At 69.8% G+C, this 16,154-nt stretch carries 5 protein-coding genes; 2 read left to right on the top strand and 3 right to left on the bottom strand.

Annotated features, from left to right (window positions below; translation table 11 throughout):
• Window positions 1–20: 20 nt before the first annotated feature.
• Window positions 21–755, bottom strand: coding sequence for an SDR family oxidoreductase (locus tag ACZ58X_RS10205; protein WP_470333205.1), 735 nt, complete (start codon window positions 753–755; stop codon window positions 21–23).
• A gap of 148 nt (window positions 756–903) precedes the next feature.
• Here ACZ58X_RS10205 and ACZ58X_RS10200 point away from each other — a divergent pair, with 148 nt between their 5' ends.
• Window positions 904–1,737, top strand: a complete 834-nt coding sequence (locus tag ACZ58X_RS10200) for a helix-turn-helix transcriptional regulator (RefSeq protein ID WP_470333204.1) — start codon at window positions 904–906, stop codon at window positions 1,735–1,737.
• Window positions 1,738–2,204: 467 nt separating this feature from the next.
• Here the strand turns inward: ACZ58X_RS10200 and ACZ58X_RS10195 are convergent, their stop codons facing one another.
• Both ACZ58X_RS10195 and ACZ58X_RS10190 read right to left on the bottom strand, forming a co-directional pair.
• Entirely contained in the window at window positions 2,205–3,026 is an 822-nt protein-coding gene (locus tag ACZ58X_RS10195; protein ID WP_470333203.1) for a hypothetical protein, read from the bottom strand.
• A 553-nt stretch (window positions 3,027–3,579) separates the two neighbouring features.
• Window positions 3,580–11,427, bottom strand: coding sequence for a ricin-type beta-trefoil lectin domain protein (locus ACZ58X_RS10190; RefSeq protein WP_470333202.1), 7,848 nt, complete (start codon window positions 11,425–11,427; stop codon window positions 3,580–3,582).
• A 689-nt stretch (window positions 11,428–12,116) separates the two neighbouring features.
• Between ACZ58X_RS10190 and ACZ58X_RS10185 the strand changes: the two genes are divergently transcribed.
• The gene (locus tag ACZ58X_RS10185; RefSeq protein ID WP_470333201.1) at window positions 12,117–16,049 is read left to right on the top strand and encodes a ricin-type beta-trefoil lectin domain protein; all 3,933 of its coding nucleotides are present in this window, start codon (window positions 12,117–12,119) and stop codon (window positions 16,047–16,049) included.
• The last annotated feature ends 105 nt before the right edge of the window (window positions 16,050–16,154 follow it).

Raw genomic sequence — 16,154 nt, 5'->3', positions numbered from 1 at the left:
GACGTGGACGGTCACCGGGGTCACTGGACGCTCGCCGCGGGGCGGACGACCAGCTCGTTGACGTCGACCTGGCGGGGCTGGGACACGGCGTAGGCGATCGCCTCCGCCACCGCGGCGGCGGGAATGGCCACCGCACGGTACGCCCTCATGGCCTCCCTGGCGGCGGGGTCGGAGATGCCTTCGGCGAGTTCGGACTCGGTCACGCCGGGAGAGACGAGGGTGACCCGGACGTCTCCGGCCGACTCCTGGCGCAGCCCCTCGGAGATCGCGCGGACGGCGAACTTGGTGGCGCAGTAGACGGCGGCGGTGGGAGAGACCTCGTACGCGCCCACGGACGCGATGTTCACGACGTGCCCGCCGCCCTGGGCCCGCATCACGGGCAGCGCGGCGGCGATGCCGTGCAGGACTCCCCGCAGGTTCACGTCGATCATGCGGTCCCACTCGTCCGTCCTCAGCGCCTCCAGGGGCGAGAGCGGCATCACGCCGGCGTTGTTGACCAGGACGTCGACCCGGCCGTAGCGCTCCCGGGCGGCGGCCACGAAGGCCCGGACGTCGGCGGCGTCCGTGACGTCGAGACGCCGGAACGCCGCGGTGCCGCCCGCGCCGGTGAGCTCGCCGGTGAGCGCGTCGAGGCGGTCGGTGCGCCGGGCCCCGAGGAACAGGCGGTGGCCGTCGGCGGCGAGCCGGCGGGCGGTGGCCTCCCCGATCCCGCTGCTCGCCCCGGTGACCAGTACGACCTTGGCTGTCTGCGTCATGCCTGCTTCTCCTCTTCGCGGAACACGGGGTGCTCGTGGTGGAACAGGACCCGAGTCTGGGCGGGGCGCGGGCGGCCGACCAGGACGTGCCCTGGCTGGGTGCGCTACACCCAGGCGGGGCACGTCCGGCGCGGCCTAGGCTGAGGACGTGACCGACAACCACCTGGGAGAGTTCCTGCGCGCACGGCGCGCGGCCCTGCTGCCGCAGGACGCCGGCGTGGCGAGCCACGGGGTCCGCAGGGTCGCCGGACTGCGCCGGGAGGAGGTCGCCGTCCTGGCCGGGGTGAACGCGGACTACTACACCCGGCTGGAACAGGGGCGCGAACGCCACCCGTCGGCCCAGGTCCTCGACGCGCTCGGCCGCGCCCTGCGGCTCGACCCGGACGGGCACGCGCACCTGCACCAGCTGGCGGGGACGGTGCCGGGCAGCCGGTTCGCCCACACCACCGACCTGGTCGGCCCCGCCCTGCGCCGGCTGCTGGACGGCTACCCGATCGCCCCCGCGTTCGTCATCAACCGGACGTTGGACGTCCTGGCGGCCAACATCCTGGCCGAGGCCCTGCACTCGCCCTTCGAGCGGATGGACAACCTCGCCCGGATGGCCTTCCTCGACCCGGCGGGCCGGCAGTTCCACGAACGGTGGGGCCACACGGCCGAAGCCGTCGTCGGCCACCTGCGGCAGGCCGCCGGGCTCGACCCGGACAGCCCCCGGCTGCGGGAGCTCGTCCGCGCCCTCACCGCCGGCAGCACCGACTTCACCCGGCTGTGGAACGCCCACGCGGTGCGCGGCAAGACCCAGGAGGCCAAGCACTTCCTCCACCCGGACGTCGGCCGACTGACCCTCACCTACCAGGCCTTCGACGTGCGCGACGCCCCCGGCCAGCAGCTGGTCGTCTACCAGGCGAAGCCCGGCAGCTCCAGCGCGCAGGCCCTCAGCCTGCTCGGGTCCCTGCGCGCCACCGCGAACCGGGGCGCCGAGTAGGCCGGGGGCCGCCTCCCTCGGCAGCTCGTCCGGCTCCTTCGGCGGCCGGCAGGCACCCGGCTCCGCGACTCGAACGGCCACCACCCGGCTGGGTCAACTGGCGAGCGCACCAATGGATTTGGGGCTACGGTGCGGTCCCAGGGGGTCATCGAGCGAAAGGCTGTTGACGGCATGGCTGGGAAGTTCGAGCTCTCACCACGCTTCCGAATCAGGCCTCTTGTGCCTTCGAAGCCATTGCGTTTTCGCCAGTGACAGGTGCGTCTCCACCGGCCAGGCATAGCACCGACACCCCGTCGGCTGGAGCGAGGTGTCGTGTCGCCTGCTCGATGGAGGCACCGAATTGCCGTCGCCGATGGAGCTGCTGGAGGAGGGCGAGCGTACTACCCGGCAGCGAGTGGGGGTCCTACAAGCTCACCTACGCCGGTACCGAAAAGATCCAGCCGATCCTCTCGCGCTCGGTCGCTCCCTCACGAACCGCTCCACGCCGGAGTGGACACGCACCATCGGCGGCTACTGCTTCGGCGCCCCCACCAGGTGCCGCCCTGGTAGTAGACGCTGTTCCAGCCCTCGTCGGAGGCACCGGCGGGGACCGGTACGAGCATCGAGCGCGTCGCCGCGTGAACCTGGTCGACCTGGGCCGAGGTCAGCAGGCGGCAGTTCCACACCAGCCCTGCCATCTCGGCTGCCAACGGGTCATCGGGCCAGCGTGGTTCAGGGAGTCCAACACCCACGACGGCGGCCAGGTCGCCCTCAGGGAGGCCGAGGGTACGCGCGAAGCCCGCGACCATGTCCGGGGTCAGGGGAACGCCGCCCCGGGCCAGGGCGGCGATCGTGGTCTCGGCCAGGCACAGGTGGCCGTTGGTCAGCATGAACAGCAGCTTGGCCGCAGCGCGCAGGGACCTCAGGTTCCGGCTGCCGAACAGCAGGTTGACGAGGGCGGCTCCGAAGCCCCCCTCCTGCTGGTCCGCCATCCGTGGTGGGTCGAGCGGACATTCGGGGGACTCCTGGCGCAGTTCGTCGACCAGCCGGTGCACGCGGTCCCGCTGGTCCGGCGGCAGCGCGAGCGCGTAGTGGACGAGGTCCGCGAGCCGAGGCCCGGGGGCCGGCTCCCGAGGAGTCAGGGCCTGCGGCACCGGGAGGGCCGCGATCAGGTAGAGGTCGGCCGTGTGGAAACCGAGCGCGGGCGCGAGCTCCTCCAACTGCTCGGGCAACGGTGCCGTACCCGCGAGCACCCCACGGAGTTCGGGCGCCGGAACGCCGGACTCCGCGGACAGCCAATCGGCGTCCACCCCCGCAGTGGCTCAGCAGCCGGGCCAATATCGTGCCGAACTCCGGAAAACCCGCCATGGATGGCCCCTCTCCCGCTCGGGAATTGTTCGGCCCGATAGATGCGCTGCCCCCTGTCGAAATACCCTCTCACGATCGAAGGGGGACAGCAGATTCAGCGAACCCAGCTCTCAAAGCCAACCAGGCGAGCTTCTCGCCTCATGACGTCGAGCACCGTTCGGAGCCTGTCCACTGCGACCTGAAATGATCGCGTCGTCTCTGGACCTAGCGACGGAGACAGCCATGCACTCCCATCACCCGGAACGCCACCATCAATCTCAGCGGCAAACCGCTGCCACGCGGTTCTATAGAGGCGCATACAACCCTCAAGTTCGGTGGAGCAGTCCGACCATACATCACCCGCCAGCCTCCCCTTAGTGCGCGCCAGGAGGTGGTTCAATTCCGAATAAGTGGCGATCAAATCTCCGGTGAGGGCACGCCGATGTGCACCTGAGTGCCGATGGGCCAGCACATCAATAAATATCTGATATGGATTCACAAACTCGCCCACGCCTGCTAGTCCTCTCGCCTGCCGTACAACTCGGACGGGATGCGGCCGCGAAGCAGGGACGTCCCTGCCTCACCCGGCAAGAACTCGCCCAGGCCACCTTCCCTGAGAATATCAGAGCAATATGTGATACAGCTATTGGTCTCCTTGTCCCACTCGCCGAACATGTAGCTTTGTTTTTCAAACAGTCCATCGATATAAGCGAGCGCCCCCTCGGGGTTCGGAAGTGTAAAATCTAGTGCGAATGCCCCTTCCGCAGGGGGCTGAACTATACGAGGAAGGTTCAGACTTTCAATGCCACCCCATGGCGGCTCCACATAGTCGGGAAATGCATCAGTCGTCACCGTGCGGGCCCCGGACCTCACAGTAATTGAGGCGTGCTGACTCTTAGGGTCCCAATGGAACGTGGCATTGGGAGTCGACCCTGTCTCGCATTTGTTATGGACCAGAATCGGCGTGCCGCCTGCCACAACATAGTATGTGTGAAGCTGAGCAACAGTGAGGTTGTACATCTGTTTGGTGCCGGCTGCGGGGTGGACGGCGGTGATGTGTACGGGCCGACCGGTGACGGTCTTGAGGGCGTGGCCCTCCGAGAGGTGGCCCGCGGGCACCCAGGTGTGGGTGGTGTCGTCCCAGAAGGGGTGCTCGGCCGTGGTGTGGACTGTGCTCTCGGTGCCGCTGTCGGTCTGGACTGTCAGGTCGATCAGGTCGTTGTCGGTGTGGACGAGAGTCGCGGTGACCGCACGGGCACCCTGGTCGGTCGCGGTTTCCTGATCAGCGGACTGGACGAGATCGCCGAGCTTGATGTCTCCGATCGCCTTGGTGGTGCCGTCGCCCATCAGAACCTGTGTGTCCGGTGTGAAACTGCAGTTGGTGCGGGCAGGTGACGTCGGCTCGGCTGGGGCAGCGGGTCTGGCCTTCGGGGTGGCCGGGGCTGCTGGGTCGATCGGCCCGCCGCTGCGGATGTGCGGTTCTGCGGGGGGCTCTGCAGAACCCCCGCCGCCACCGCCCTTCGACTTGGGGCCGTCTCCGAAGAGGCGTCGCAGGGCGTTGCGGATGCCGCCGGATTCGGCGGCGGCCTCGGTCAGGAGTTTGGCCGCCTTGATCCCCGCCTTGATGAGGCCGTAGCCGTCGACCGCGACTTCCAGCACCGTCTCGGTGACCTCGCCGGCGACGTATGCGGTGTCGTTGTGGGGGATCCCGAAGATGTCCGCCATGGGGTGTTCGCTGGGCTCGATGTAGTGCAGGTCACCGGTGACCGACACCCGGGCACCGACGTCACGGCTGATCGCTTTGTCGACCTCGACACCGAAGTTGTTCATGGCCACGTAAGGGCTGTTCTTGGCCAGCCAGCCCACCCCGCTGTCGACCGCACCCGCGACGAAGTGCCCCACCGCCGAGCACCAGCCGCAGTCCCACAGGCCGTTCGGATCGCTCAGCGTCGTGGGGTTGTCGCCGGCATACGTGTAGCCGCCCATCTGGTTGGGGTCGCCCGCCTCGAAGACTGGGTCGACGGTGAGGAAGCGGCCGATGGCGGGGTCGTAGTTTCGGGCGCCGAGGAGGTTGAGGCCGCTGCCGGCGTCCACGGGCTTGCCGAGGTAGCCGTGGTTGTCGGCCCATGAAGCGGGGGCCGCGCCGCGGGGGTTGCCGTAGGGGTCGAAGGCACGGCGGGTCACAGCCCGAGTGGTGCCGTCGACCTGGAGGCTGGAGGTGCCCTGGGGGTTGGTCGGCTGGTAGGTCAGCCCGCCGCTGCCGGACCGGATGACGACCGTGCCGTCGGGTTGCGGGTAGTACCGCGTGCCCGTCACGTTGGTGCCGTCGGCGGAGAGGGTGAGTTGTTCGGCGCCGCCGAACAGGTAGAGGACAGTGCCGTCGGAGCCGCGCTGGATCAGCAGCTTGCCGCCGGCGTCGTAGAGGTACCGGGAGGTGCTGGTGCCGGCCCCGTTCGGGGTGGTGACGCTTTCGGTGCGGCCCTCGGCGTTGTAGGTGAAGGCCTGGGTGCCGCCGCCGGTGGGCTGGGTGCCGCCCGGGCCCCACTTCTGGTTGGGGCCTCGGTTGCAGGTCCACAGTGCGACGCGGGTGCCCGGATCGGTGTTGCCTCCGGGCAGGTCCACGCAGAGGCCGGAGGTCTTGTGGACGAGGGAGCCGTCGGTACCGGTGCGCCACAGCTGGCTGCTGTCGTTCGGGTCGCAGGCCCACAGTTCGATCTGGGCGCCGGCTCCGGCGGTGCCGCCGACGGGGCGGGCGCAGGCGCCGAGGACCCTCAGGGTGCCGTCGGTGCCGATGGTCCAGTCCTGCGCCGCGCTGCGGTTGCAGGTCCAGCTCCAGACGGCCGTGCCGTTGGCGTTCTTGGCCCCGTAGGCGTCCAGGCACAGCGGGGTGGCGCCGGTCGGTACGGCGGAGGGCAGGGTGGTGGTCGTGGTGGTGGCGCGGGAGGTGGTGTCGCCGGCTGCGTCGTACTGCGGTGTCAGCGTCGCCGTGGCCGAGGGGCCGCTCGGCGGGTTGACGGTGGCAGGCCACTGCTGGGCGCCGGTGCCGTTGCAGGTCCACAGTGCGACCGCAGTGCCCGGCTTCGGGTTGGCGCCCGGCAGGTCGAGGCAGAGGGTCGAGGCGGTGTTGACCAGGGCGCCGTTGGCGCCGTCCTGCCACTGTTGGGCGGCGCTGCCGTCGCAGGTCCAGAGCTGGATCGGGGCGCCGGGCCACGTGCCGGTCGCGGCCGCACACTTGCCGAGGGCGCGCAGGGTGCCGTCGGCGTTGCGGGTCCACTTCTGGGCGCCGTTGCCGTTGCACGTCCAGGACTGGATCGCGGTGCCGTTGGCCGTGCGGGCGCCGCTGACGTCCAGGCAGTTCGGCGTCCCGCCGGTGCCGACCGCGGAGGTGAGCGCGGAGGTGGCGGGCCCGGTCGTGGTGGTGACGGCGGTGAGGGCGTTGGCCGCGATTGCGGGCTTGCCGCCCGCGCCCGGGTAGGTGCTGGTCTGGACGAGGTCGCGAGAGGTGTCTCCGGTGACATCGTGCTTGATCTGTTGGGTCCGGTCGCCGAGCAGGTTGTACTGGAAGCTCTGCCAGTACGGCGCCGGGCCGCCGATGGCGATCGGTGCCGGGTCGGGGTTGTTGCAGTGGGAGACCTGGCCGGCCGTCGGGGTGCTGACACCGGAGGTGTCGGTCCAGGCTTCGGCCAGGCGGTCCAGCCCGTCGTACCGGAAGCACTGGACGTCGAAGGTCTGGTCCGTGCCTCCGGAGGACTGAAGTTCGGCGACGCTGGTGATGTTGCCGGCCTGGTCGTAGCCGTAGGTGGTCCCCGAGACGGGGTTGGTGTCGTTCCCCTGGAGGCTGACCCGGTTGGTCGTCAGGCGCCCCGTCGCGTCGTCGTAGGTCTGCGCGGTGCGCAGCAGGCTTCCGGCCTTGCCGTAGGTGGACACGAGGAGTTGGCCGCGTGCGTTGTAGTTGGCCATGTCGAGCAGCGGCGTGTCGGCCGTGCCCGCCTGGATGAGCTCGCCCTGGAGGTCGTAGCCGAAGCCGAGGGTCTCGGCGGGCAGTCCGCCCTCGGCGTTGTAGCCGATGGAGGCGGCCAGGCCGACGTTGTTGGAGTAGGTCTCGGAGGTGGTGTAGTCGCCGGCGAGTTTGCCCTCGGCGGCCGGGATCGTGGTGGTGGTGCCTGTGGGCTGGTAGGCGGTGTTGTAGCCGTTGACCTTCTGGACGTAGGCGCTGCCCTGCACGCCGCCGACGTAGCGGGTGGCGGAGGTCGGGTAGCCCTTCGCAAGGGTGTCGTACTGGAAGGAGGCCATCAGTTTGGTGCTGTCGGAGGTGTTGGTGCCGTCGTAGCGGCCCGTCACCCGGCCGATGGCGTCGTAGGTGAGCGAGATCGATTGGCCGCGGGCGTCCGTCGTCGTCGTGACGCGTCCGAGGTCGTCGTAGCCGGTCGTGGAGGTGCCGCTGTCGGGGTCGGTCTGCGAGACGCGCTTGCCCTGGATGTCGTACGAGTACGACCAGGTGTTGCCTGCGGTGTCTGTGACGGACTGTCGGCGGCCGCCGCGGTCGTAGCCGTAGGTGGTCGTGACGTCGCCGATTCCGGAGCCGCCGTGCATCACGGACGAGGTGACCTGGCCCAGCGCGTTGGTGAACGCCGTCGTCGGGGCGCTGCCCGAGGGCGGGGTGGTGTCGACCCGTTCGGCGCCGGGGTAGGCGCGAGTCGACTGCCAGAGCAGACCGCCCTTGGCCAGCATCTGCTGCGCCACGGGGCGGCTCAGTCCGTCGAAGACGGTCACCTGCTCCGAGGCGAGGCTGTTCTCGACTTCGTCGAACAGGGTCGTGCCGGGGGCGGTCGTCGGGTCCGACCAGGTCGGGATACTGATGACGGGCTGGCCGTGGGTGTCGTACCTGGTCGAAGTGACCAGCCGGCCGTCGGTGTTGTTGGCCGTGGAGGTCTGGGTCTGGCGTGGTTGGAGGAAGCCGTCGTAGATGGTGACCGAGGTGCTGTAGGTCTCGTTCTCACGGAGCGTCTGTGTGCTCACGCTCGACGGATCGGGGGTGTCCCCCGAACCGTGGACCAGGTAGGCGAACGTTCGGTCGGGTGACTTGCCGTCGTCCTTGTTCCGTCCGGGGAGCCAAACCTTGGTCCGCCGTCCGAGGGCGTCGTAGGTGGAGTCGGTGATCCGGCCGTTCGCGTCGACGGCGCGGGTGACCAAACCACGGGCGGGCGCGATGGTGCTCTTGGAGGTCCACTGCAGGGGGTTCGTGGTCGACATCTCGGTGGGGAGGGTGTCCCCTGCCGGGGAGTAGGCGGTCGACTGGACGTTGCCCGTGGGATCGACGCTCCGGGTGACGCGGCCGTAGGTGTCGAAGCTCTGGGCGTTCGCCGTCTGGTAGACCGGCTGGCCCTGCCCGTCGTAGGACTTCAGGACCTGTGTCGCCGTGACGTACCCGTTTCCGGATCCGTTCTGCCCGAGCAGGCCGACGGCGCCCGGGTTGGCCGGGTCGGGGGCGCCGTCGTAGATCAGGCGGCGGTCCCTGACGGTGGTGTCCGGACCTGCCTTGGTGCCGCAGGGGCCCGAGACCGTGAGGTTCTCGCTCGGGTAGGCGAGCATCATCGGGTTGGCCGCGGGAGGTACGGCGTAGCTGACGGTGGTGCAGGTCCGGAGCCCGGGGTTCGCGCTGTCCGGGTCGTTGTTCGTCTGGGAGGGACGGCCGAGTTCGTCGTACTGCGTGCTGGTCCGGCTGGTGCGCCAGGTCTTGCCGTCGGAGAGGAGGTCGAGTTTGCGACCGCCTGCGGCCGCGGTCCTGCGTGCCACCAGGGGTGGCAGTGTGGAGAGCTTCGGGGTCCCACCGGTCGGGGAGGTCCAGGCGGTTCGCGGTCGAGATGCCGTGTCCTTGAGGTCCGGCACGTCCGACAGGGACTTCGAGACGGCGTCGCCGCCGGCGGCCGTGTAGACGGTGGTCTCCTGTGGCATGCCGGCCAGCCACGGGCTGTCCGGGACCTGTTCGCCCAGGGAGTTCGTCAGCTTCGGCGCGCTGTGCGGTACCTGGTCGGCCTTGTAGTCGCCGTCCATGCCCTGGAAATAGCGGACAGTCGCCTGGCCGATGGGGTACGGGGAGGAGCCGGAGGTGGTGGTGACGGTGCGGTAGCCGCGGAAGTCGTTCCAGGTGCGGTACTGGTCGTCGGTGAGTTCGGAGTCGTCCCGGTGCCAGGCGGCGCCGTCGCTGTAGGTGTACGCGGTGGTCTGTGCGGGTGAGGCGGCCTTGGTGGAGTCGGAGACGGTCACCTTGGCGACCAGGGTCTTGTGGAACCAGTCCGCGATCGGCTTCGCCGCGCCCGGGGTGGTCCACCACACCGGGTAGCAGGCCATCGTGTTGCTGTCGGGTGAGGGCGGCATCGTCCCCTTCACGCGCGAGCACTCCGGGTCCCGGTAGGCGACAGCGATGAACGAGCCGGTTTCCGTCTGGATGCCGGAGATCCGTGGCCGGTAGAGCGGTGGTGCGGCGGGTGTGGAGCCGTCGACGCGGTTGTCGACCTCGATGCCCTTGAACGTCACCGGGTCCAGCGCGGCGGTCGAGCCCTCACCGGCCGACTTGTCCAGACCGGTGTGCCGGATCTCCGACAGCCACATCACGGACTGAAGCGCGCCCGTGTTCTTCGGGTCGACGGTGTTGCCGGTCACCGGGTCGAGGGTGCCGCCGGCGTCCGAGAAGACGTGCTTGAGGTCGTACCGGTCGACGCCGTTCCAGCCGGCGGTGGTCCGGAGCTCGGTGAGGATGCCGCGCAGCCGCACGGTCGACCAGAAGGTGCCCGCACTGGTCCGGCAGACGTTGGGACCGGTTCCGCTGGTGGGCCAACCCGACTGGCAGGTCAGGTCGTACGGGACGTCCGGCCAGTTGGTCGCCGTGGCGGAGGAGAGGTTGGACGCCTGGCAGACGCTGTCGGAGACGACGCAGCGCTGGGCGGTGTCGAAGGTGACGCGGGCGGAGGGCTCGCGGCCCGCGACGGCGTCGTCGAGCTTGTAGCCGTAGGAGATCTTGGTCAGGTAGCCGCCCCGGATGTACGGGGTCAGCTTGCCGCTCCCGCCGGCGGCCGCGGCCTGGCCGGCGCCCATGCTGTAGTAGTTGGTCTCGGTCGCCCAGTCGTACCGCTGGAGGCCGCCGTGCGGATCGACCACGAAGTCGAGGGAGAAGCGGTAGCCGAGCGGGCTGTCGCACTGTGACGTCTTCCCGCCGGCTGCGGAGTAACACGGGTCACCGCTGTTCGGGTGGTAGACGGGGATGCCCCACGCGCTGTTGGTGGCCGGGTCGGAGGTCGTCCCGGGCGCGTGGTTCAGGCCCAGGTAGTAGGCGGTGCCGTCGGTCGTGGTGACCTTGAAGTACTCGCCCTGCCACAGGCCGTTGGCCGCGCCCGTCAGACGCTCGACCTTGGTGCCGTCGTCGCTCTGGAGGTGGTAGGCGCCGTTCGCGTCCCGGACCAGTTCACCCGAGTGGGAGCCGAGCGACAGAGTGGCGTTCCACCCCGCCCAGCATCGGTCCGCCGAACCGGGGATGCCCGCGTCCTTGCAGGTCTTGTAGGAGCGTTCGATGAAGCCGGGGCTGTACGACCAGCCGTCGCCGATCCAGGAGGCCTGGGAGTTGCGGGCCGAGGTCTCGCCGTCGATGGCCTGCGAGTTGTAGGACAGTGCGACCGAGGGCGCCGATCCCGTCAGTGACGGCGGCGTCGCCACCGGGTAGTTGTAGGTGAACGCGCCCGAGGCGGTCTGGGACCAGCTGCCGGAGGCGGACAGCGAGGTGGCGGCGTAGGAGCCCTGCGAACCACCGCTCTCGCCGCCGACGGCGGCGATCGCAAGCGCGGCGGGTGCCGCCGCTGCGGACTCCCGGTCGGCTGGGGCGGCGGAGCCGGCCGCGTGAGCGGGTGTACCGGCGGCCGTCAGGGCGACGGTGCCGGTCAGCAGTCCGGCAGCGGGATCGTTGTGGTGCTCCAGCGGGGTCTGACTGCGGCAGGCCTCGACCTCGGGGGTCGTCAGCGCGCAGGCGGGCATGGCCACCAGGCGGAGCCTGGACGCCCAGGCTCCGCCGTACGCGGGGGCGATGGCGTTGTAGTCCAGGCTCACCGAGACGCTGCCCGCCCCGGTCTTCCCGGCGTCCGCACGGGTGAGGCCGACGAGCAGGCCGTCGACCCCGGCGGCCTGGGCCTTGCCCCGGTCCGCGACCTTGACCTGGACCGCGGACGGTGTTTCGGCCAGTGCTTCACCCGCCGGCGTCTCAGCTGCCGCCGAGTACTTCGCGCTCGTCCCGGGTCCGACCTGGCCCGCCGCACCGATCAGCACCGGTGTACTGCCGGCCCGCACCGGGGCGTCGGCAGCCGCCGCTTCGGCCAAGGCCGTCCGGGGCTTCCCGGCAGAATTGCCGAGGTTGACCGTGACAGTGCTTTCGGCAGGCCACTGGACGGATTTCGCATGGTGTTCCGACAGCTCGCGGGCACCGGCCTGTGGCCTGGCCTCGATCTTTCCACCGCCCTTGGCGGGGTGGCCGTCGACTTTCGGCAGGGCCGGTAATGGGCCGGTCGGCCAGGCCTTTTCGTCATAGGCATAGTGGTATCCGCCGACCACCTCCGCGGATACCGTCGGAGCCAGGAGGGACATCACGGCGACGACCGCGGATACCGTCACAGCGCGATGCCGCCGGCGGCGGCCGGCCGCGCCCGAACCGAACCATTGCAGCTTAGAGCTCACGGCCAACCCCCCATTGGACAAGTGTCTCTGACGTGATGTCATCTTGTTTCGGGCCGAACCCGGGATGGCCGGGCCGAGCCGCCGGAACCGTATTGCCACGGGTGCGAACGACGCAATAGCCTTCCCGCGGCCCGCCGGTTCCGGTGCGTTCTTCTGCAGCCGCCTTTGGCTGGTCAAAGCCCCGGAATTGCCGGTTCACCTGCACCGCGACCCACTGGCGTGAGATGCGTCACAGTGGAGTCTTTCCGGTTCAATGCATCCGAAAGGGACCATCCGTGGGGGAAACACGTCGTGTCCGGCATGGCCGAACACGCAAATTGGCACATTACGCTGCCTTGATATCCGCAATCGGCGGACTGGTAGCAGGCGGTACCCAAACGGCATTCGCGGCCGATCGCCCGTTCAACGCGCATCCCGCGCAAACCGCCCGACCCGCCGCCGGCCCGGGCAGCGCCGTACAGGCGGCCCGTCTCAAGGCCAGGACCAGCGGCATACCCGTCACCGTCGACGACCTGACCACCGAGTCCTCCCTCACGGTCGCCCAACCCGACGGCAGGCTCACCCTGACCACCCACCTCCGCCCCGCCCGAGTGCAGAAGGACGGCACCTGGACACCGGTCGACGCCACGCTGACCCGCTCCAAGGACGGCGGCTGGTCCCCCAAGGCCAGCCCCTCCGGAGTGGTCCTCTCCGACGGCGGCGCCGGCCCGCTCGCCACGCTCACCGACAAGTCGGGCCGCAGCCTGGCCCTCGCCTTCCCGTTCCCCCTGCCCAGCCCGGTCATCACCGGCGCGGGCGCCCGCTACCCCGACGTCCTGCCCGGCGTCGACCTCCAGGCCAACGTCACCGACCAGGGCGCCGTACGCGAGGTACTGGTCGTCAAGGACGCCAAGGCCGCGGCCAACCCGAAGCTCGCGACGCTGCGCCTGGGCACCACTACCAAGGGCCTCGCCCTCGCCACCGACCAGACCGGAAACCTCACAGCTACATCCAGCGACGGCCAGCCGGTCTTCACCGCTCCGGCACCCCTCATGTGGGACTCCTCCGCCCCTGGCCCCACCGCGACCTCCGCGGCCAAGTCCAACGGTCCCGCCGACCTCGGCTCGACCCAGACCTCCTCCACATCGGCCGGCGCGCCGTCGTCCTCCTCCGACGGCCCCGGGGACGGTGCGAAGGTCCGCCCGATCGCCGTCAAAGCTGACGGCGACTCGCTCACCCTCACCCCTGACGCCGCCCTACTCTCCGGAGAGGGCACCGTCTGGCCGCTGTTCATCGACCCGACCTTCCAGCCCGCCACCCTGACCAGGAGCCACTACGCGCAGGTCATGGAGGGCTGCGCCGGCACCCCGCAGTACGACGTCGCTCAGGACAACGGGCAGGGTGTGGGCTACCAGCACTACCGGACCAACTGCTACGGCATGGAGCGCTCGTTCTACGAGTTCGGTACCGGCGCCCTGACCCCGCAGATGAACATCGACCACGCCCAGGCGTACTTCTACGAGACCTACGGCGCCGCCCACGGCTGCGACACCACCGCCCCGGTCACCCTCAAGTGGACCTGGGGATTCGACGGCGGAACCAACTGGAACAACCAGCCCGGCGTGCGCCAGGACGGCGAGACCAAATGGCCCAAGAGCGCCTACGGTCCGTGCGGCTACCAGCCCGTCAACTTCGACGTCACCGGCGCGGTGCGCCAGGTCGTCCAGGAGGGCCGGCCGCTGACTGTCGGCCTGTTCGGCGACGAGACCCGCTCCACCGGCATCGACCACTTCATGCGGTTCAACAACGACCCGTACGTCGTCGCCAGCTACAGCATCGCGCCGAACACGCCCGACGCCCTCTACACCAGCCCCGACTCCCAGAACCCCGGCGGCCCGGCGTGCAACAACTGGGGCAACGCAGGATGGATCGGCATGACCTCCCTGGCCGGTGACGCCTCGAACATCACGCTCAACGCCTACGCGTCCACCGGAATGCCCGGCGCCAACCTGAACGTCAACTTCCACGTGTGGGACAGCATGGCGGACGACGGCCACGGCGGCCCCGCGGGGGTGGGCGACCCGACCAGCGCCCAGTTCGGGTCATCCGGCTGGGGCCGCGCCAACATCGGTCTGAGGGTGTCAGACGGACACCAGTACGGCTGGAACGCCACCGCCTCGGACACCGGGCTGAGCGGTCCGACCTCGGTGGCCTGCTACTTCAACGTCGACCTCGCTCCACCGACGCAGGCACAGTTCGGCGCCCTCCAGGCCTTCCCGCCACTCGGCAGCGGTCTCGTCCCCACCGCCCACGCCGGTGACCAGGGCGTCAGCATCAAGGTCAGCAGCACCGACCCGACCCCGGGCGGCTGCACCCGCGGCTCATGCGTCAAGAGCGGCGTGAGGGCCTTCCAGTACAACCTGGACGACAACATCCCGCCCGTCGGGGCCAACGCCGTCCAGGTGACGCCCGACGCGGACGGTTCCGCCTCCGCCGACATCCCGGTCAAGCTCAACCCCGATCAATGGGGCACGCACCGCCTCTACGCCCGGGCCGTCGACGGCGCCGGGAACACCCAGCCCCAGGCCTCTGTCTACGACTTCTACGCCCCCTGGAACCCGGCCACCAAGGTCGTCCCCGGCGACGTCGACTTCGACGGCACCCCCGACTTCCTGGCCCCCGCGTCCAACGGCAGCCTGACCCTCGTCTCCGGAAACCGCGACCTCACCGCCACCCCGGCCCTCGCCTCGGCCCAGAGCCAGAGCCCCGAGAAGGACAGCTGGAACAACTACCTGATCGCCCACCGGGGCTCGCTCACCCAGTCCAGCGTCGACGACCTCTTCGCCTACAACAAAGGCAGTCACAAGCTCTACGCCTACCTCAACGACGCCACCGCCACCCCCGCCGGAACGCCCGGCCACTTCAGCATCGGAAGCAGGATCACCGAACTCGGCACGTCCTCGACCTGCGCGGCCGGGATCGACGGCACCTGGGCCAATCTCACCCAGCTGGTAGCCCCCGGAACCTACGGCAACCCGAGCGGCCTGGCCGACCTGATCACCGTCGAGAAGGGCCGACTGCGGCTCTACCCCGGCACCTATACGGGCGGCTGCCGGCTCGGTGCCGGAACCGACCTCGGCGACGGCGACTGGTCGACGGTGACCCTGCTCGCCCCGGGGGCCGTCGGCGGGACGCCGGCCCTGTGGGCACGCGACAACGTCACCGGCGCCCTGTACACCTACTCGCTCTCCTTCGCCGCCGACGGCAAGCCCGCGACGACACTGCATGCTCCCGTGCACCAGGCACTGGCCTCCGCCGTCAAGAACACCGCCGGCGCCGGCATGTGCACCGACATCAACGGCGGCTACACCGACAACGGCACCCCGGCCCAGCTCTGGGACTGCAACGGCACCGGCGCCCAGGCGTTCACCCGCGGCAGCGACGGCACCCTCCACGTGCTCGGCAAGTGCCTGGACGTCAAGAACGGCGACACCGCCAACGGCACCAGCATCCAGCTCTGGGACTGCAACAACAGCAGTGCCCAGAAGTGGACCGACGGCCCCTACCCCGGCACTCTGCAGAACCCCCAGTCCACCCGCTGCCTCGCGGTCCCCGGCGCCAAGAACACTCCCGGCAACCAGCTCATCCTCTGGGACTGCCTCAGCAACATCAGCCAGCAGTGGACCGGCCCGACCGCGGCCGCGGTACTGCCGGTGTCCTTCGGCACCGCCGCCTACCCCTCCGTCGACTCGCCGGGCGACGTCAACGGCGACGGCAACCCGGATCTGTTCGTCACCGGAGCCGACGGTACGATCAGCCAGGTCCCGGGCACTGCGCCGGTCGGCGGAATCGCCCAGTTCACCACCGCCGTCTCCCGCGGCACACCCGGCAAGCCCGCCGGCTACACCATCCGCTCGGCCGTCGACAGTGGCAAGTGCCTCGACAACTTCGGCCCGGCGGTCGGAAAGAACCTGGTCGTGTGGGACTGCTGGAACGGCATCACCCAGAAGTTCACCTTCGCCCCGGACGGCACCCTGCGCACCGGCACCTGGTGCGTCAGCGTCCGCGACAACGCCACCGGCAACGGCTCCCCCATCGGCATCCTCGACTGCGTCGGCGACCCCGGCCAGCAATGGACCCTCCGCAGCGACGGCAGCCTCTACAACCCCGCCTCCAACCGCTGCATGGACATCCACGGCTGGGACACCACCAACGGCAGGACCCTGGACATCTGGGACTGCGCCGGCGGCCGCAACCAACTCTGGACCCTCTCCCCCAACACCGCCTGACCGACAACCCGCAGGACCGGGGCCCGGGGGGGGGGGGGGGGGGGGGGGGGGAACCATACTATGTCGTGTTGGTTCCAAACCCCCAAAAAAAGTCGGGGTACCAAA

The sequence above is a fragment of the Kitasatospora sp. NPDC040550 genome, assembly GCF_055594965.1.
This window is presented reverse-complemented; position numbering and strand designations above follow the sequence as displayed.

Coding starts and splice junctions, on each gene's coding strand:
- ACZ58X_RS10205 (WP_470333205.1), bottom strand. CDS start 755: ATGACGCAGACAGCCAAGGTCGTACTGGTCACCGGGGCGAGCAGCGGG.